The sequence below is a fragment of the Paenibacillus sp. S-38 genome (assembly GCF_049942825.1).
GTDB lineage: Bacteria > Bacillota > Bacilli > Paenibacillales > NBRC-103111 > Paenibacillus_G.
The window spans coordinates 5,607,488-5,625,766 of record NZ_CP187970.1 but is presented as its reverse complement, the minus strand read 5'-3'; the positions used below and the strand labels follow the sequence as shown (position 1 = coordinate 5,625,766).

At 60.7% G+C, this 18,279-nt stretch carries 14 protein-coding genes; 10 read left to right on the top strand and 4 right to left on the bottom strand.

The features are described 5' to 3' along the window. The first annotated feature begins 5 nt into the window (after positions 1-5). Complete coding sequence (locus ACP26L_RS24720; protein WP_426447268.1) at positions 6-452, top strand: YlbF family regulator; 447 nt, start codon at positions 6-8, stop codon at positions 450-452. A gap of 22 nt (positions 453-474) precedes the next feature. Here ACP26L_RS24720 and ACP26L_RS24715 read toward each other — a convergent pair whose 3' ends face one another. Further along, positions 475-1,500 (bottom strand): asparaginase, encoded by a 1,026-nt coding sequence (locus ACP26L_RS24715; RefSeq protein WP_426447267.1) that lies wholly within the window; start codon positions 1,498-1,500, stop codon positions 475-477. A gap of 128 nt (positions 1,501-1,628) precedes the next feature. Here ACP26L_RS24715 and ACP26L_RS24710 point away from each other — a divergent pair, with 128 nt between their 5' ends. The 5 genes from ACP26L_RS24710 (at position 1,629) to galU (ending at position 5,571) form a co-directional block, all read left to right on the top strand. Beyond that, positions 1,629-1,895, top strand: a complete 267-nt coding sequence (locus ACP26L_RS24710) for a YlbG family protein (protein ID WP_426447266.1) — start codon at positions 1,629-1,631, stop codon at positions 1,893-1,895. Between the two features lie 415 nt (positions 1,896-2,310). Continuing rightward, positions 2,311-2,712 carry a hypothetical protein gene (locus tag ACP26L_RS24705; protein ID WP_426447264.1) on the top strand — a complete coding sequence of 134 codons (402 nt, stop codon included), beginning with the start codon at positions 2,311-2,313 and terminating at the stop codon, positions 2,710-2,712. Between the two features lie 159 nt (positions 2,713-2,871). Then, positions 2,872-3,783: a selenium metabolism-associated LysR family transcriptional regulator gene (locus ACP26L_RS24700; protein WP_426447262.1), complete on the top strand. Its 912-nt coding sequence runs from the start codon at positions 2,872-2,874 to the stop codon at positions 3,781-3,783. A 67-nt stretch (positions 3,784-3,850) separates the two neighbouring features. Beyond that, positions 3,851-4,702: a PHP domain-containing protein gene (locus tag ACP26L_RS24695; RefSeq protein ID WP_426447260.1), complete on the top strand. Its 852-nt coding sequence runs from the start codon at positions 3,851-3,853 to the stop codon at positions 4,700-4,702. Next, a complete protein-coding gene (galU, locus tag ACP26L_RS24690; protein WP_426447258.1) occupies positions 4,699-5,571 on the top strand; it encodes a UTP--glucose-1-phosphate uridylyltransferase GalU in 873 nt (290 codons plus the stop codon). Before ACP26L_RS24695 ends, galU begins: the two co-directional genes overlap by 4 nt. Positions 5,572-5,880: 309 nt before the next feature. On the opposite strand, the gene ACP26L_RS24685 is transcribed toward galU, so the two are convergent. Beyond that, positions 5,881-6,456 (bottom strand): hypothetical protein, encoded by a 576-nt coding sequence (locus tag ACP26L_RS24685; protein ID WP_426447256.1) that lies wholly within the window; start codon positions 6,454-6,456, stop codon positions 5,881-5,883. Between the two features lie 7 nt (positions 6,457-6,463). After that, positions 6,464-7,009 carry a cobalamin B12-binding domain-containing protein gene (locus ACP26L_RS24680; RefSeq protein ID WP_426455076.1) on the bottom strand — a complete coding sequence of 182 codons (546 nt, stop codon included), beginning with the start codon at positions 7,007-7,009 and terminating at the stop codon, positions 6,464-6,466. 418 nt (positions 7,010-7,427) lie between these two features. Here ACP26L_RS24680 and ACP26L_RS24675 point away from each other — a divergent pair, with 418 nt between their 5' ends. After that, a complete protein-coding gene (locus ACP26L_RS24675; RefSeq protein ID WP_426447254.1) occupies positions 7,428-11,024 on the top strand; it encodes a CheR family methyltransferase in 3,597 nt (1,198 codons plus the stop codon). Positions 11,025-11,114: 90 nt separating this feature from the next. Continuing rightward, positions 11,115-12,053, top strand: coding sequence for a MerR family transcriptional regulator (locus ACP26L_RS24670; protein WP_426447252.1), 939 nt, complete (start codon positions 11,115-11,117; stop codon positions 12,051-12,053). 280 nt (positions 12,054-12,333) lie between these two features. Here ACP26L_RS24670 and ACP26L_RS24665 read toward each other — a convergent pair whose 3' ends face one another. Then, the gene (locus ACP26L_RS24665; RefSeq protein WP_426447250.1) at positions 12,334-14,112 is read right to left on the bottom strand and encodes an Rqc2 family fibronectin-binding protein; all 1,779 of its coding nucleotides are present in this window, start codon (positions 14,110-14,112) and stop codon (positions 12,334-12,336) included. A gap of 315 nt (positions 14,113-14,427) precedes the next feature. Here ACP26L_RS24665 and ACP26L_RS24660 point away from each other — a divergent pair, with 315 nt between their 5' ends. After that, positions 14,428-17,220: a calcium-translocating P-type ATPase, SERCA-type gene (locus ACP26L_RS24660; protein WP_426447248.1), complete on the top strand. Its 2,793-nt coding sequence runs from the start codon at positions 14,428-14,430 to the stop codon at positions 17,218-17,220. Positions 17,221-17,411: 191 nt separating this feature from the next. Continuing rightward, on the top strand, positions 17,412-18,257 hold the full coding sequence (gene dapF, locus ACP26L_RS24655; RefSeq protein ID WP_426447246.1) for a diaminopimelate epimerase: 846 nt from the start codon (positions 17,412-17,414) through the stop codon (positions 18,255-18,257). Positions 18,258-18,279 lie beyond the last annotated feature (22 nt).

The following is an 18,279-nucleotide window of genomic DNA, read 5'->3' as shown; positions in this document are numbered from 1 at the left end:
ACCATATGGCTATCATGGAACCGCAGACGCTCGACATGTCCGCGCTCCTGCTCGGATCTTACGAGCTGGCAGATTATATCAAACAGTCCGCCGAGACGGCGGATTACCTATATTGGAAAGAACGCAAGGATGCGGACCCGGAGGTCCGTGCGCTTGTGAAGGAATTCGGCAAAAGCAAAGAGCGCTTCGAGGAGTGCGAAAGGTTCGGCCATTACCACCCGAACTACCACGAAGCGCTGGATGCGGTCAAAGAGGTGCAGTCGCGGCTCGAAGCCGTGGAATCGGTCCGCCGCTTCATGGAAGCGGAGCGGAAGCTGGACGAGCTGCTCTACGAAGTTTCGGAGATGATCGCCCGTTCCGTGTCGGACACGATCAAGGTGCCTTCGAACGACCCGCTGGCCAGCACCGGCGGCTGCTCTTCCGGCGGAAGCTGCAGCGGCAAGTGCGGCTAGGAGACGGACTTGCCGCGCCGGCTTACGGCCGGGTGAGCCGGAATACCGGCCGGATCTCGCCGACGATGTCCCCCCGCCGGTTGTACACCGGCGGCCGGTGGAAGGCGGCGAGCTTCGCGGCCTCTTCCGGACGGAGGGCCCCAAGCTGGAGCAGTGCTTCGGCGGCCGCCGGATAGATGGCGCGCTCGGCGCCGTCTTCGATCTTGAGAGCCAGGCCGAGGCCGAGCTCGGGAACCGCGGCGGCGTAGACGCCTTCCGCGCCGAATTTGCCGATGATCCGCCCGCCGGTGGCCTCCACCAGCGCCGTATCGAAGCGGGCGGTGCCGGCTACATAGTAGGGCTGGTGCCGGATGCTCTCCACGATCCGGCGGCAGGCTTCCGCCCGCTCTGCCGGCAGTCCGCGAGGACTCCCGAGCCGGGCGTAAGCCAGCGCCAGCGCCGCGATGGGAACGCCGAATACGGGTACGCCGCAGCCGTCGGTGCCGAGGGTGATGCCGCTTTGCGGCACACCGCACATGTCGGCTACAGCCGCCAGCATCTTTTGCTGGACAGGATGCCCGGGATCGGTATACTGATGTATAGATACACCCATAACCTGGGCAAGTGCCAGCATACCGGCGTGCTTGCCCGAGCAGTTGTTGTGCAGGGCGGTGGCCGGCTGGCCGCCGGCTTTTAGCATATCCGCAGCCGGAGCGTACATCGGCTCCTGCGGGCCGCAGCGTAGAGCGCTTTCATCGCAGCCTGCTTTCGCAAGAAGGCTTCTCGCCGCTTCCGTGTGCCGGGGCTCGCCTCCGTGCGATGCGCAGCAGAGCGCCGTTTCGGCCTCGGTCAGCCCGAGCCTTGCGGCCCCGCCGGACTCCACCAGGGGAATGGCCTGCAGCAGCTTGGCGGCGGACCGGGCATAGGTATAATAATCAGGGCTGCCGGCCGAGGCGATCAGGCTGCCGGCCGTATCGACTACGGCAATATGGCCGCGGTGCACGCTCTCGGTTAGCGTTCCGCGGGTGACTTCAATCAACGGTTTCGAATGGTGCTCCTGCAGCGGCATTCTATCTTCACATTCCTTTCCATTGGCAAGAGCGAAACGCGTCCTGCCCTTGTTTCATCGGTTATTCTCATTCTATTTTATGGTTCACTTCGTCCCGATTCCATTACGTCAGAAAGAAGGTTGGATCCATGTTTACCGAACGTACCGGAATCATCGTCTGGTTCAGTGATTTGAAGGCCGCCGGCAAGCAGCTGGAGAAGTACGGCAACGTCCATTTCATCTCCAAGAAGCTTCATTACGCCGCCATGTATATCTACGCAGACCGTCTCGAAGAAACGATGAAGCAGCTGCAGCGGCTGCCCTTCGTCAAGAAGGTGGAGCGCTCCTACCGCAATGAGATCAAAACTGAGTATAACAGTAATATTCCAGACAAAACAAGATTCTACACCTTGTAGGACAGGGAACCCCAGGCAGCTCCTTCGGTGAGGGATAGCGGGGATATCCGGGATTCTGCAGTATACGCGCCGGACGCAGGGGGGGGGCTGTGTCCCGGAGCTTGCCGAATACGGACGAATGGCTGTAGTAAGGTGTCGAAAGGACGGCTTCTGACCCAGAAGCCTTTTTGTCGTTGCCAGGCCCGGTTTTTCCGGGTGTCCGTTTTTTTGAATCTACCGCTGCCGCTTGATTGACAGCCTTTTCATAACGAAATCGTCCGCTCCTTTCTAAAGTTTTTTTTATTTGATTATCTATTGGAATGGAGTAAAATGGATGTAAGGAACATTTCGTGTACATAGGACGGATGGACCATTTTCCTAGGAAGAGGGTTGTGTTGTGCAAGGGAGCAGTTTCAACGGCCGGGAAAGAAAAAGCATGGGCACTGCATCGCTGCTCGGCGGCAGACCAATCTCCGATATTGTTGTCACTCACCATGCACGCAGCCGCTGGGCAGACCGCGTCGAGACCGAGAAGACCGGGTTTCACGATATCACCGCCTTCTTGTGGAATAAGCTGAAGTCAGACAGCATTCGTACATACTACAAGAATGAAGAGGACGTTTTTTTGATCGATGACGATCTCGTCATGGTGGCGGAATTCGCCCCCGTGGTGCAGGATCTTCCCCTGGGGATGCCGCCCAGATACAAGATGATCGTCGTTACGTTCCTCGGGCGCATGTCCGAAACGATGGAACTCAGGGATCTTCGCTCCTATTACTCGTGGCTGCGGCATTCTAGAAGAATGACGCTCATCAAGAACAGCCGCAAACGTAAATAAAAGGGCCCGAAGTCCCGGCGGCGAAAGTCCTGCCATCAATGGCGTAGGGGCGTGCGGAAATCGGGAGGGTAGGAGCTTCTGGGGTATGCCGGAGATTTCCGGCATGCCTTTTTGTTTTTTGCTATAATAGGGGAACCAAGCAAGCGGAGGATATCTCGTATGGCGCTTAATTTTCACCAGTTGCATATATTTCACACGGTGGCGGAGAAGGGCAGCTTCTCCCACGCGGCTCAGGCTCTGCATATGACGCAGCCGGCGGTTACGATGCAGGTGCAGTCCCTCGAGGATTATTTCGGGACGAAGCTGTTCGTGCGCTCGACGAAGCGGGTGGAGCTGACGGAAGCGGGCAGGGCGCTGCTGCCGTTCGCTTCCCGGAGCATCTCGCTGATGAAGGAGACGGACGCCGGCATGGCCAAATTCACGCACATGCTCGAAGGCCGGCTTCATCTGGGCGCTTCGCTCACTGTAGGCGAGTACGTGCTCCCGCGGCTGCTCGGCCCTTTCTCGCAGGAGTTTCCGAATATCTCGGTATCGATGAAGGTGATCAATACGAAGCAGATCCTTGAGGAAGTGCTGAATCACCAGCTGACGTTCGGTCTGGTCGAAGCGGAGGTGCATCATCCGGATGTCCATGCGGAGCCGGTGCTGAGCGACGAGCTGACTCTGATCGTGCCGAAGAACCACCCTCTTGCGGCGCAGGAGACCATTCGGGTGCCGGATCTGCTTCCGTATTCCTTCGTGCTTCGGGAACAGGGCTCAGGTACCCGCCGGGTGATGGAGGAAGAGCTGGTGCGGGCGGGCTGTGAGCTCAGCTCGCTGAAGATCGTCATGGAGCTCGGAAGTACGGGAGCCGTGAAGTCGGCCGTGGAAGCGGGGCTCGGTATCTCCGTCATCTCCCAGTCTTCCGTGAAGCATGAGACCGCGCTCGGCGTGCTCGTGGCCAAACAGGTGGAGGGCGTTTCGTTCGCCCGCAGCTTCCATGCCATCTACCTCGGGTCGACGCTGCTGCCGATCTCGGCGGTAACCTTCCTCAGCTTCCTGAGGGAGCGCGATCTCAGCCAGTGGCTGTAAGGCGGGCCGGTCCGCCCGGATCCATGGCACTATTCTATTGTTATGAATGAAGGGGGAAACAAGCAGCATGGCATACGCCGATCTGCATACGCATACGCTGGCGTCCGACGGCACGAGGCCGCCGGCCGATAATGTGCGCCTGGCGGCCGAGGCCGGGCTCTCCGCCGTCGCCATCACCGATCACGATACCGTGGGCGGCCTGGACGAAGCTCTGGAAGCGGGCCGGACCTATGGGATCACGGTTGTACCCGGAGTGGAGATCAGCACGGTCAGCGGGGGCGAAGATATCCACGTGCTCGGGTACTGGATCGATCACAAGGACACCCGCTTCCTTGAACGCCTCGCGGGACTGCGTGAAGTACGCGACCGGCGCAATGAGATGATCATTGAGAAGCTTCAGGAGCTGGGGCTCGAGGTGACGATGGAGGATGTGCTGGAGTCCGTCCGCTCGCTGAAGCGGGAAAGGGACACCGTGGGACGGCCCCATATCGCGGATGCCCTGGTCCGCAAGGGCTACGTGGCGAACATGGCGGAAGCCTTCGACCGCTACCTGGCCAAGGGCGCCGCGGCTTATGTCAACCCGCCGCGGATCACGCCGTCGGAAGCCGTGGGCTGGATCCGGGAGGCCGGGGGGGCTCCGGTGCTGGCGCATCCGGGGCTGTACAGCCAGGACGGGCTGATCGCCGAGCTGGCCGCTGCAGGGCTTGCCGGCGTAGAAGCTTACCACGCCGACCATACGCCGGAGCAGGAAGCGCACTATGAAGCGCTGGCGCAGAGGCACGGACTGCTCGTTACGGCGGGCTCCGATTATCACGGCGAGCGCGGCGGAGTGGTCTTCCATGCACCGGTGGGCGCCCGGCGGATTGCGGCTGGGGTGGTCGACGATTTATACACCAGAAGAGGGGAAACGACAGCATGAGAGTCAGAAAAGCAATCATACCGGCAGCGGGTCTTGGGACCCGGTTCCTGCCGGCCACAAAGGCGCAGCCTAAAGAGATGCTGCCGATTGTAGACAAACCGGCGATTCAGTATATCGTAGAGGAAGCGATGGCCTCGGGGATCGAGGATATCATGATCATCACCGGACGCAACAAGCGGGCGATCGAGGATCATTTTGATAAGTCGGCGGAGCTGGAGACGCTGCTTGAGATGAACGGCAAGGACGAACTGCTGGAGCTTGTGCAGTCCGTATCCAATCTGGCGGATGTCCATTACATCCGCCAGAAGCAGCCGCTGGGCCTCGGGCATGCCGTGCTCTGCGCCCGCAAATTCATCGGCGACGAGCCGTTCGCCGTGCTGCTCGGCGATGATATCATCCAGTCGGATCCACCGTGTCTGCAGCAGATGATGGACCTTCACGAACAGACGCAGGCTTCGGTCATCGGCTGCCAGGAAGTGCCCTGGAATGACGTGGACAAATACGGCATCATCTCGCCGGCTGCCGGCAGGCAGGGAGAGGCTTGGCGTACAGTCGAGGATCTCGTGGAGAAGCCGGAGAGGGACGCCGCGCCTTCGAACCTTGCGGTGATCGGGCGCTATATCCTCACGCCGGACATCTTCAGTATCCTCGAGGACAGTGCGCCGGGCCGCGGAGGGGAGATCCAGCTGACCGATGCGCTGCGCATCCTGAACCGTCATAGGCAGATGGCGGCCTTCCCGATTCCGGGCCGGCGCTTCGATGTAGGCGATAAGCTCGGCTATATCGAAGCCACGATCGAGATGGCGCTGGAGAGGGAAGACCTGCGGGAGCCGCTGCTCGAATATCTTCAGCGCCGTATCAACAGGTAACGAGGCGCGGATGCCGGACAACGGCACACTACGGCTCGTGAGGGCCAGGCTAGGCAGTACCCCCGCGGCGCGGGGCCTTCGTTCCCCGATGAAGACAGCTGCCGAGATGTTCATGTCCTTATCCTTCCTGATGATAGATTCTCACTCAGCAGTTATGTTAAAGCAGAAAAGACCCGAGGCCGCCGGCTCCGGGTCTTTTCTGCTTTTATATTCCGGGTTTCTTCGTATGAGGATGCGGGAGCGCGTGGCCTGGGATTCAGGGAGCTTCCAAGGCCGAAAGCCGAAAGGCAGACAGCAGGCTCCGGTCATTCACAACCGTTTCAGCAGCCCCTTGGCCAGGGCGGACTGCTCAAGCAGCAGTACCGCGTAAGCTCCCTTGCCGGCCTCGGTGAGATCCGAACGAATGATGCCAACCAGATCTTCGATCGTCTCCAGCGCACTGATCGCCTCGCGCTGATCGGCATGCGCCTTGGGCGGCACAGGCGGCGAAACCGGGCTCAGCGGACGGCTGCCCGCAGGCCCCCCTCCCTCCGGCTGCCGTTTCTCGCGGCGAAGCCGCTCCATCGTATCCTGCATCCGCTGCAGCCGGTCCTGAAGAGGACAGAGAAGCAGGTGGGCGGTGCCGGTTTCTTCCTCCCACTGCTGGTGCAGCTCGAAGAGCTCCGGCCGCCGCTCCGTGCCGCATAGGAAGTTGAGCTCCAGCCGCACGGTGCTGCCGGGCCGGAGGAACCGGCCCATTTTCTCCAGGGAGCCTTCGTCCGCAATCTGGGCGAGCTTCGATGCCCCGGGAAACCGCAGCTCCGCATGGGCCGAGCGGTCCAGGATCCGCAGGGAAGCGTCGACATGGAAGTAAGGCAGCGGCAAGTGCTTAGCCTGCATCAGCATGGGAAGGTCACCCTAACCCTTTCTCGGAGCGGAGCACCCTGCCGGCCTCGGTATAGGAACGCATCCATGCTCGGACATCCTCCAATTCGGGGAGGATGACTGTGGCGGGGGAGCAGTGGGGCTGCAGTCGGAAGCGGGAGGCGAGGCGTCCTCCAAGCAGGACGGTGGGGCGGTGCGGAAGGGCTTCGAAGGCTTCAACATAGGCGGATAGCGCAGGCAGCGCATACACCATGGATACCGAGATGCCGATCACCTGAGGCTTCCAGTTCGCGGCCGCGATCAAGGCATACTCAAGCGGCAGGTTCGGCCCGTAGAAGCGCGTCTGCCAGCCGTATTCCTGAAAGTAGGAGGAAATCATCTTGAGTCCGAGAAAATGCATCTCCTGCTCCATGCAGAGGAACATGGCCTTATCCGCGGTGCTCTCATGCGGCTCCAGGCCGGCTGCATAGTGGCTGAGGAGCCGGTCGCACACCGAGGAAGCGAGATGTTCGTCTGCGACAGTGACCGAGTTGTGTTCCCACAGGTCTCCGATGTACCGCATCGCCGGAGTCAGAAGCCGGGTGTATACATAAAGCGAATTTCTGCCGGCCTCCCTTTGGCGGTCGACCAGGTTCCATGAAGTCCGGATCGCCCGTCAACAGGGTTTCGGCCAGCAATTCGGCGTGAAAGTTCATTGGGGTTCACCTACTCTTCGAAGAAGTCCAGCATATGGCGGTTTCTCTGCAGGCTGTCAAGCTTCCTCTCTGCTGTCAAGCTTCTTTCTATTGTAACGAAAACATAGGGGTTCTACCACCCGAAGGGCCGAAGGCGCTTTCACACTATAAAAAAGAAATCACAAGGACCCTAAAAAGGGTTATAATGGATGAACAGCCGTTAAGAAACAAGCACAGCCGATTTGCGATAATCATAGGCCGGGGTTTGAGACAGCCTGCTGGATCAAGCCGCGGCCGTGCTGAAAGAGGTTGAGGCAGATGAGCACCATTCTATCGGAACAGGATGTGCAGGAACAATCCCCACCCGGCGGATATATCGTCGGGATCGGCGCATCTGCGGGGGGGCTTGAGGCGCTTCAGCAGTTCTTTGACCATATGAGGCCCGACTGCGGGCTTTCTTTCGTTGTCGTTCAGCATCTGTCTCCGAATTACAAGAGTTTCATGGCCGAGATTCTGACGAAAAATACTTCGATGAATATTTACGAGGCGGAGCATCTCATGGAGGTGCGGCCCAACTGCATTTATCTCATTCCCCCCAAAAAGGACATGACGATCGTCGGCCGGACGCTTCAGGTGACCGAGCACCGGCAGAAAGCCGGACTGAACCTGCCGATCGATATGTTCCTGACCTCGCTGGCCAAGGATATCGGCAGCCGGGCCATCGGCGTGATTCTCTCCGGCACGGGAAGCGACGGCACGCGAGGAGTAGAAGCGATTAAGGAGCACGGCGGGCTCGTGATCGTGCAGGACGAGCTCACGGCCAAGTTCGACGGAATGCCGAACAGCGCCCGTCTGACCGGGATCGTCGATCAGGTGATGACCCCGCAGGCCATGGCGGATTATCTCATCGAATGGACCTCCGGCGAGGCGGAGATCGAGTGGGAGGAGGCGGAAGAAGCTCCGGATCACCATAGCGGGCTTGACCTCTCCTCCCTGCCTCATTTCCTGGAGCTGCTGCAGGCTTCCAGCGGAATAGACTTCAGCTATTATAAGGAGAACAGCATCCTCCGCCGAATCGAGAGACGGATGAATCTGCTCGGCCTCTCCACCGCAGAAGCTTACCTGCACCACTTGAGGAGCAATCCCGACGAGCTGATGAGCCTCGGCAAGGATCTGCTCATCGGCGTGACGCATTTCTTCCGCGATCCGGAGGCCTTCGGGGTTATCCGCACCAAAGTGCTGCCCGCCATTCTCGAGAACAAGAAGCGGGAAGCGCACATCCGCGTCTGGGTGGCCGGCTGCTCAACGGGCGAGGAGGCTTACTCGCTTGCGATGCTCTTCGATGAGCTGATCTCGCGCCAGGAGCAGCCCTATACGGTCAAGATTTTTGCCACCGATCTCGACAAGGATTCGATCGAGTACGCGTCCCAGGGGGTGTACCCCGAATCCGCTGTACAGAGTGTGCCGTCCGAGTATCTCCAGTCCTATTTTACGCAGATCGGCGACAATTACCAGGTGAACAAGAATATCCGCAAGATGGTCGTGTTTGCTCCCCACAACATTACCAAGGATCCTCCGTTCAGCAACCTGGACCTGGTGACCTGCCGCAACATGCTGATTTACCTTCAGTCCGAGGTGCAGCAGAAGGTGCTCTCGCTGTTTCATTTTTCCCTGAATCCAAGCGGATTCATGTTCCTCGGACCCAGTGAAACGGTCGGCAAGCTGAGCTCCCTCTTCTACCCCTTCGACCGGAAGTGGAACGTGTATCAGCAGCGCAGCCGGATGGCCGGTTCCCCCGTGCCAAGCGCCGTCGAAGTAAGTGACAGCGTGGACGTTACGAAGGTGCACCAGATGGCACGCAGAGGATACTCCCCCTTGAGGGAGATCCCGTCCTACCGCAAGCCCGACGAGCTCTATACGGCTTTCGTGGATGAGCATATGCCGCCCTGCATGGTACTGGACGAGAATAACGAGGTGCTGCATCTCAGCGGCAATATCAACCCTTATCTGGTGCTGGCCCGGGGCAAGCCGAGCTGGAATATCTACAAGATGGTGGAGGCGCATCTGGCTGTCGCCATCGTTACGGCGGTGCAGAAGGTCAGCAAGGAGCAGCGGACGATCTACTACCATGACATCAAGGCCAATAACTCCGATCAGTCGCCTTACATTAACCTTACAGTGAAGCCGTTTTCAACCAAAAATAAAAGGTTTGACAAGCTGGTGCTCGTCGTCTTTGAGGATGCGGGTATGCCGCCTCCGGCCCCGCGGATTCCCGAGACCTTCGATATGGACCACAATGTGAACCAGCGGATCGTCGAGCTGGAGCAGGAGCTGCAGCGGGCTGAAGAATCGCTGCAGGCGACCATTGAAGAGCTCGAGACTTCCAACGAGGAGCTGCAGGCGACCAATGAGGAGCTCGTTGCCGCCAATGAGGAGCTCATGAGCACCAACGAAGAGCTGCAGTCGGTGAACGAAGAGCTCGTCACGGTGAACACGGAGTACCAGTATAAGATCCAGGAGCTGACGGACCTCAATAACGACATGGACAACTTCCTGGTGAGCACGAAGATCGGCACGATTTTTCTCGATAAAGAAATGCGCATCCGGCGCTTCACCCCGGCGATCACCCGGGAGATCAATCTGCTTGATGTGGATTATGGGAGGCCGATCCGGCACATTTCGCATAATTTCCTCTATGAGGGCATCGTGCAGGATGCCGAGACGGTGCTGAAGACGCTCGTGCCGATCGAGAAGGAAATCCAGAGCCGCAGAGGCAGCTGGTATATGATGCGGGTGCTTCCTTACCGGACAGGCGATCATTTCATCAAAGGCATCGTGCTGACGTTCGTGGACATCACGGAGCTCAAATCGGCCAATGAGGAGCTCCTGAAGCTGTCTTACGCCATTGAACAAAGCCCGTCGATCACTCTGCTGGCCAATCTTGAGGGAATGATCCTGTACGTCAATCCGAAGTTCGCCGAAGTGACCGGTTATGCACAGACCGAGATGATCGGCGTCCATTTCCGGGAGCTCAATGACTGGCAGGCCTCTTCGGTTTCGTTCACCGAGGTATGGAGCACCCTCAGCTCCGGGCGGGAATGGAAAGGCGAGCTGCAGAGCCGGCGCAAGGACGGGGAGACGTACTGGGAGTCGGTGCGGTTCCTGCCGATCAAGGACGAGGACGGGCGGACCCTGCATTACCTGCGGATCGCCGAAGACATCTCCGACCGCAAACAGACCGAGGAGCTTCTGCGCAAGAGCGAGATGCTCTCGGCCGTCGGACAGCTCGCCGCCGGCATCGCGCATGAGATCCGCAATCCGCTTACGGCGCTTAAGGGCTTCACGAAGCTCATGGGCACCGGCGGGCATAACGAGAGCTACCTCGCCATCATGTCGGCCGAGCTCGAGCGGATCGAGGAGATTGTGAGCGAGCTTCTCGTGCTGGCCAAGCCGCAGGCCGTTGATTATTTGCCGAAGTCGGTACCGTCCATCCTTCAGGATGTCATCATGCTGCTCGATACGCAGGCGATCATCTCGAATGTGGAGATCGAGACGGAGATCGACGAGCCTCTCCCGTACGTAAGCTGCGTGGAAAACCAGCTCAAGCAGGTGTTCATCAACGTGCTCAAGAACAGCGTCGAAGCCATGCCGAAGGGCGGGACGATTACGGTGCGCGCCAAGCGTACGGAGGACCGGAGGCTGCGGGTTTCCTTCATCGATCAGGGATTCGGCATCCCCGAGAGCAAGCTGGCCCGGATCGGCGAGCCCTTTTTCACTACGAAGAACAAGGGGACGGGCCTCGGACTTATGGTGTCGTACAAAATCATCGAGAATCACCAAGGCACGATGCAAATCTTCTCAAAGGAGGGAGTCGGCACCACGGTGGAGATCCTGCTCCCGGCGCTCAGCACCTGATCTGTTGGCAGCCGGAGGGATTCTCCCTTTGTTGTATAAGCTTTGTAAATGGTTTATACTGGGGCCACCAAGGGTTCGGAGGTCGGCTTCATGAATCGGCGTTTGTATACCATCAAGGAAGTGTCGATGAGAACGGGCATGTCGACGCAGTTGATCCGCAAGTGGGAGGAGCGGTACGGGGCGGTGGCGCCCTCGCGGTTTCCGAACGGATACCGGGGCTATACGAAGCAGGATATCGAAGTCCTGCTGTGGTTGAAGCGCCAAGTGGATGAAGGCGTACCCATCGGGCTCGCAGCCGAGGAGCTCCAAGCGATGGGGCCGGAAGCCGGCGAGCTCGCCGCTCCCGGGGCGGAGTTGTCCGCACTGCCGGATCAGCTGCTTCAAGGGGAGACGGCGGATTACCGTGAAAGCCTGCTGCAGTGCTTTCTCCGGCTGGATCAGGCCGGAGCGCAGCGGTTCTTCGACCGGCTGCTCTCCCAGCACGACATGGACTTTGTGCTTCTGCAGGTGCTGGCGCCCGTGCTGGTGGAGCTCGGAGACCGCTGGGAGCGAGGGGAGATCTCCGAATATCAGGAGCACTTCGGCAGCCACATCATCCGCGAGCGCCTGCTGGCGCTCCGGAATCTGCATCACCGCTCCCCCGATACACCGCTGATCATTACGGCCTGTTCCCCGGGAGAGCGGCATGAGCTTGGGGTGCTGTTCTTCGGCTATTTCATGCGGCAGGCCGGCTGCCGGATTGTCTATCTCGGGGCAGCACCCTCCGAGAAGGGCCTCTTCGACTGTCTGGGGCAGATGAAGCCCGCGGCCTTCGCGTTCGGTTCCTCTTCGCCGGGGCTGCTGGAGGAAGCGCTTCCGTTCTACCGCGAGCTCGACCGCCGGATCGGCGTGCTCGGGCTGCGGACGAAGGTGTTCATCGGCGGGCGCTCGGCGACGGAAGACGCCTTGCTGCCGGGCACGCAGTTCGTCCACAAGCTGGCGGGCGATGCCAGGGAAGCCGCGCAGAAGATGAAGCGGCTGATCGGCTGAATGCTGCGCAGCGGTGGTCCGGACGATCGGAGGTCCGGTATCGGAGACGGATGCTGGCGGAATGGAAGACCGTCTGCTCTGCAGGCGGAATCGGCAGGGAACAAAAGAAGAAGCGCGCGGCCGTCCTGGGGACGGGCCGCGCGCTTCTTTGCTGTACATGGAATCGAGGTGGGTTCAGCCTAAGGGGCGGCAGCGCCTTCTCGCCTATAGGAGGCTGAGGGCGCCGTGCACTCTCCGGGCGGGACCCCGCCTCTGGAATCTGATGCAGCCGGGCCGGACCTTACTTGGAAGCCACAGGCAGCGCCTTGATCCGATCCGGATCCGGCGTGACGAACAGCGTCCGCTGGTGATCGTAAATCACGAAGCCCGGCTTCGCCCCGCCGGGCTTGCGGACGTGCTTGATCAGCGTGTAATCGACCGGTACGCCGCTGGATTCCTTGGCCTGGCTGTAATAGGCCGCCAGCTGGGCGGCTTCGTGCAGCGTGCTCTCGCCGAACTCGGGGCTGCGGATGACGACATGGGAGCCCGGGATGTCCTTGGTATGCAGCCAGGTGTCGCCGGCATGGGCCAGCCGGTTCGTCAGGTATTCGTTCTGGGTGTTGTTCTTGCCTACGTAGATCGGAATGCCCTCCGAAGAAGTGTAGCAGGCGAGCACGGGCTTCGCGTTCGCCTTTTTCTTCGTTCCCCTGCGGCCGCGGGCCCGGAGATAGCCCTGTTCGGTCAGTTCTTCCCGGATCTCTTCTATATCCGAGAGGGAGGCCGTGGCAAGCTGCTGCAGCAGGGTGTCAAGGTAGAGGATCTCCTCGTGGGCCTGGTTCATCTGCTCCTCTACGGCGATCAGCGAGTTCTTACTCTTCGTGTACTTCTTGAAGTAGCGCTGCGCGTTCTCCGACGGGGTCAGCAGGGGATCGAGCTCGATGACGACCGGCTTCTGGTCTTCATCATAGTAATTGATCACCTCGATGTTCTTCTCCCCTTTGCGGAGCAGGTGCATGGAAGCGGTGAGGAGCTCGCCGAGGATCCGGAAGCGGTCGGCTCCGCGGGCGTCCTCCCTCGTCTCCTGCAGCTTCTCGAGCTTCTTCACATTCTTGGCGCGCTCGTTGGTGAGCAGTCGGATGAGGTCGGATACCCGCTGTTTGACCGTATCGCGCTCCGCCTTGTCGCTGTAATACGCCTCGAGCAGCTCGGACACGGCGGAATACCGGCGGGTCTCGCCTTCGATGTGCGTCAGCGGCAGGATAGAGAAGAAGGCCTTGCCGGAGGCGGCCTGCTCCACGATCACCGGCTCCGCTTCGCCTTCGCGGAGCCGCTGCATCAGCTCCGCGAACTGCAGCCACAGCCTGGCCGGGGCGGCGGCCGGAGCGAGGACAGTCTCCCCGCCGGCCGCCCGGTGGACGAGCTCGCGGGCCGCCAGCGGCGAGAAGCCGCTGAAGCGCTGCACGAGCGCTCCCTCCCAGAAGCGGAGGGCGGCGCTTTCACCCAGTTCGGCCGACTCGGCGGCCACGGTCATCAGGGCGGTGAACTGCGGCTCCGACACCTCGAGCGGCATGGTCTTATGCTGCTCGGGCGGCGCCGTATAAGAGCTCCCCGGCATGACGATCCGGTAGGACGAGATGGCCGGCGTGACGTGATGGATGCCGTCGATGATCGTGCCGGCTGCCGGATCGGTAAGGATGATGTTGCTGTGGCGGCCCATGATCTCGACGATGATTTTTTTGGTACTGAGGTCCCCGAGCTCATCGCGCTGGCGGATGCCGAAGTGGATGATCCGCTCGAGCCCCGGCTGCTCGATGCTCTCGATGATGCCGCCCTCGCAGTGCTTGCGAAGCAGCATGCAGAACATCGGGGCTTCCTTCGGATTCAGGAAGCTCTCTTCGGTGAGATGCACACGGGGATAAGTCGGATTGGCGGAGAGCAGAAGCTTGACGCTGCGGCCCGGCGCGCGGACCTGCAGAAGGATATCGTTTTCGGTAGGCATTTGGATTTTATTGATTCTGCCGCCTACGAGGCTCTGAAGCTCGCGGACGAGACAGTGGACGACGAGACCGTCGAATGACATGAGGGACAACTCCATTCCTGGCGATAAATTAACCTGCGCCACTCTCTATCATGCCATATTTTTGAGGAAATTTTAAGAGCGGTCTCCGAATGACGCTTTCGGGCAGGCCGGCAGCGCCGGTTTCCCCCTCCGAGGACGTTCGTGATAAGGCGTGGGAGAGGGGCTGCCGTTCAAACCAAGCGCCGCCGTTTCCAGCAGCCGTGCCCGATAAACCATGCTCCTTCGTCACCTGCCCGCCCCCTTCCGAACCGGTGCTATTTTCCGGCTTGTCTGAATACATTTAGCCTAGACAACCTATTGGGAGGGATAAAGCAGATGAGTCAGAAATCGTGGGTTCACATGACGGTCCAGGAGATCCTTCAGGCGTCGGGAACCGAGCCCTCACAAGGGCTGAGCGAAGAGGAGGCGCAGGGAAGGCTCGCTGAACACGGGAAGAACGAGCTGGCGGAAGGGCAGGGCATTTCGCCGATCACCCTGTTTCTGAACCAGTTCAAGGACTTCATGGTGCTGGTGCTTGTCGGTGCGACACTCGTCTCGGGGCTGCTCGGCGAATATCTCGATGCGGTCACGATTATCGCCATTATCATTATGAACGGCATTCTCGGCTTCGTGCAGGAATTCCGTGCGGAACGGTCGCTGCGTGCACTGAAGGAGCTTTCGGCGCCGAATGCCAAAGTTCTGCGAGGAGGCCGGGTGGAGCTGGTGCCGGCAAGGGAGCTCGTGCCGGGGGATATCGTGCTGCTCGAGAGCGGCGACCGTGTGCCGGCGGACATCCGGTTCATCGAAGCGTACGGCGCCTATGCCGAAGAATCCGCGCTTACGGGGGAATCCGTGCCGGTGGCCAAGCATACGGAGGCGCTGCTCGGGGAGGAGATTCCGCTCGGCGACCAGCGCAACCTCGGCTTCATGGGGACAATGCTCACCCGGGGCACGGCCAAGGGCGTGGTCATCCGCACGGGCATGAAGACGGAGATGGGCAAGATCGCCGATCTCATCCAGCAGACGGACGCCCAGGAGACCCCGCTGCAGCACCGGCTGGAGCAGCTGGGCAAAATCCTGATTATCGTCGCGCTGGGACTGACGGTGCTGGTAGTTGCGGCAGGCATTCTGCACGGGCAGGAGCCGTACGGCATGTTCCTGGCCGGCGTGTCGCTCGCGGTGGCGGCGATTCCGGAAGGGCTGCCGGCGATCGTGACGATCGCCCTGGCACTCGGCGTCCAGCGGATGATCCAGCGCAAGGCCATTGTACGCAAGCTGCCTTCGGTGGAGACGCTGGGGTGTGCTTCGGTGATCTGCTCGGATAAAACCGGCACCCTGACCCAGAACAAAATGAGCGTTACCCACCTGTGGCTCGGCGGGGATGTGCTGGAGGTGACGGGCGACGGCTACGCGCCGAGCGGCGAAATACTGCGTGACGGCAAGGGCATTGATGTGCGCAATCATCAGATGCTGCGCCGGCTGCTCCAGGTGTCGGTGCTCTGCAATAACGCCCAGCTGTATGAGGAAGAACGGGCGGCAGACGGCAAGAAGAAAAAGGATGAGGAGCCCGGCAGCCAGTGGAACATCAAAGGGGACCCGACCGAGGGGGCGCTCGTGGTGCTCGGTGCCAAGGCGGGGATGACCCATGCCTCCCTCGACGGCTTGTACCGGCGGGTTCACGAGCTGCCGTTCGATTCGGAACGCAAGCGGATGTCCGTGGTCGTGGAGCACCAGGGAGGCCGGATGGTCTGCACCAAGGGGGCGCCGGATCTGCTCATCCAGCAGTGCGCCTATGTGCTCTGGGACGAGAAGGTGATCCCGTTCACGCCCACCTTGAAGTCCAAGGTGCTGGCGGCCAACGAGGGCATGGCGAAGAATGCGCTGCGGGTGCTCGGTCTGGCTTACCGGGACCTGAAGGCCGGCGAGCGGGGCGAGGACGAGCGGGAGGTGGAGGCCCAGCTGGTGTTCGTGGGGCTTACCGGGATGATCGATCCGCCGCGCCGTGAGGTCCGCGAGGCGATTCTCAAATGCCGGCGCGCAGGAATCAAGACGGTGATGATCACGGGGGACCACCAGACGACCGCGGAAGCGATCGCCCGCCAGCTCAGCATTCTCCCGCAGGACGGCCGCACCTTGAACGGCCAGCAGCTCGCCTCGATGAGTGATGAGGAGCTCGACAAGGTCATCGAAGGCGTGTACGTGTTCGCCCGCGTCTCTCCGGAGCATAAGCTGCGGATCGTGAAGTCGCTGCAGCGCGGCGGCCATACGGTTGCAATGACGGGGGACGGCGTCAACGACGCGCCGGCGATCAAGGCGGCCGATATCGGCATTGCGATGGGCATCAGCGGGACGGACGTGTCGAAGGAGGCGTCCTCGCTTGTGCTCAGCGACGACAATTTTGCGACGATCGTGTCGGCCATAGAGGAAGGGCGGGGGATCTACGAGAACATCCGCAAGTTCATCCGCTACCTGCTCGCTTCGAACGTGGGCGAGATCATGACGATGTTCCTGGCGATGATGGCCGGTCTGCCGCTGCCGCTCATCCCGATCCAGATTCTCTGGGTCAACCTGGTCACCGACGGCCTGCCGGCCATGGCGCTTGGGGTCGACCAGGCCGAGAAGGATCTCATGCAGCACAAGCCGCGCCCGGCCAAGGAGAACATCTTCGCCCGCCGGCTCGGCTGGAAGATCATCTCGCGCGGCATCCTGATCGGCGTCTGCACCCTGGCTGCATTCTACATTGCGCTGAAGCAGGGCGGGGACAGCGCCGACGCGCTCGTCAAGGCCCAGACGGTCGCCTTCGTCACGCTTGTCATGGCGCAGCTGATCCACGTCTTCGACTGCCGCAGCTCACGCTCGATCTTCCACCGCAACCCGCTGCAGAACGTCTGGCTTGTCCTGGCGGTAGTCTCCTCGCTGCTGCTGATGTTCCCCGTGCTGTACGTGGAGCAGCTTCAGCCGATTTTCAAAACCGTGCCGCTGGGTCTTGCGGACTGGATTCTCGTGCTCGGCTTCGCCGGGATCCCGACCTTCCTCATGGGCTTCGGCTCCCTGATGAGCAAGCCCGCGAAACGCAAGCCCGCCGTCTATGGTCCGGGCTCCAAAGGGGTCAAACCGGTTGTGCGGTAATCAAGCGAAGGGCTTGAGCCGTTTGTCCGTTACTCTACCCACTTAAATACTCGCAGGCCGGATCTCGGATGAGGTTCGGCCTTGTTTGCATTTTGAGCCCGTTTCCTTTAAAATTTGGCGGAAAACGCTATGCATCCCTGCCAAAGTGCGTTATAGTATGGGATAAAATGCGAAAAACGGGAGTTCTCTCGATGAAAACGACGAATTTTACGAAAATGCAGGGCCTCGGCAATGATTTTATTGTCTTCCACGGCCATGACCGTCTACCGGAGGACGCGGGGGCGCTGGCGCTCCGTCTGTGCGACCGCCACTTCGGGATCGGGGCGGACGGACTGGTCTTTGTGCTTCCGTCCGAGCGGGCGGACTATACGATGCGCATCATCAATTCCGACGGCACGGAGGCGGAGCAGTGCGGGAACGCCATCCGGTGCGCGGCCAAATATATTCATGACAAGGGGCTGGTCGAGCACGGCAGAGCCCATCTTACCATCGAAACGATCGGGGCCGGCGTCCAGCCTGTCGTGCTGACGTTCGAGGAAGGCCGGGTCACCGCCGTCCGTGTGGATATGGGGGAGCCGGTGCTCGGCGGCCTGGCGGTCCCGACGACGATCGACGCAGAGACGGTGGTGGAATATCCTGTGGCGGTCAACGGACGCGAGCTTCGCTTCACTGCGGTGTCCATGGGCAACCCGCACTGCGTCATCTTCGTGGATGATGCGCCTAGGGAGGATCTCTACACCTGGGGGCCGAAGCTCGAGACCCATGCATTCTTTCCGCGGAAGACGAACGTGGAGTTCGTGACGGTCCGCAGCCGGGGACACGCGGATATGCGGGTATGGGAGCGCGGGGCGGGGCCGACGCTGGCCTGCGGCACAGGGGCCTGCGCGACGCTGGTCGCCGGGGTGCTCACCGGCGCGCTCGACCGCGAAGCGGCGGTATCGCTGAAGGGCGGCGACCTGTTCATCGAGTGGAATGAGGAAGACAACCGCGTGTATATGACCGGTCCGGCCGAATTTGTTTTTGAAGGAAGCTTCTAGGACGGTTTGAAGACAAGAGATA

Bases quoted from the DNA above. Each gene is read 5' to 3' on its own strand.
- ACP26L_RS24720 (WP_426447268.1), top strand. From the start codon at position 6: ATGGCTATCATGGAACCGCAGACGCTCGACATGTCCGCGCTCCTGCTC.
- ACP26L_RS24715 (WP_426447267.1), bottom strand. From the start codon at position 1,500: ATGCCGCTGCAGGAGCACCATTCGAAACCGTTGATTGAAGTCACCCGC.
- ACP26L_RS24710 (WP_426447266.1), top strand. From the start codon at position 1,629: ATGTTTACCGAACGTACCGGAATCATCGTCTGGTTCAGTGATTTGAAG.
- ACP26L_RS24705 (WP_426447264.1), top strand. From the start codon at position 2,311: ATGGGCACTGCATCGCTGCTCGGCGGCAGACCAATCTCCGATATTGTT.
- ACP26L_RS24700 (WP_426447262.1), top strand. From the start codon at position 2,872: ATGGCGCTTAATTTTCACCAGTTGCATATATTTCACACGGTGGCGGAG.
- ACP26L_RS24695 (WP_426447260.1), top strand. From the start codon at position 3,851: ATGGCATACGCCGATCTGCATACGCATACGCTGGCGTCCGACGGCACG.
- galU (WP_426447258.1), top strand. From the start codon at position 4,699: ATGAGAGTCAGAAAAGCAATCATACCGGCAGCGGGTCTTGGGACCCGG.
- ACP26L_RS24685 (WP_426447256.1), bottom strand. From the start codon at position 6,456: ATGCTGATGCAGGCTAAGCACTTGCCGCTGCCTTACTTCCATGTCGAC.
- ACP26L_RS24675 (WP_426447254.1), top strand. From the start codon at position 7,428: ATGAGCACCATTCTATCGGAACAGGATGTGCAGGAACAATCCCCACCC.
- ACP26L_RS24670 (WP_426447252.1), top strand. From the start codon at position 11,115: ATGAATCGGCGTTTGTATACCATCAAGGAAGTGTCGATGAGAACGGGC.
- ACP26L_RS24665 (WP_426447250.1), bottom strand. From the start codon at position 14,112: ATGTCATTCGACGGTCTCGTCGTCCACTGTCTCGTCCGCGAGCTTCAG.
- ACP26L_RS24660 (WP_426447248.1), top strand. From the start codon at position 14,428: ATGAGTCAGAAATCGTGGGTTCACATGACGGTCCAGGAGATCCTTCAG.
- dapF (WP_426447246.1), top strand. From the start codon at position 17,412: ATGAAAACGACGAATTTTACGAAAATGCAGGGCCTCGGCAATGATTTT.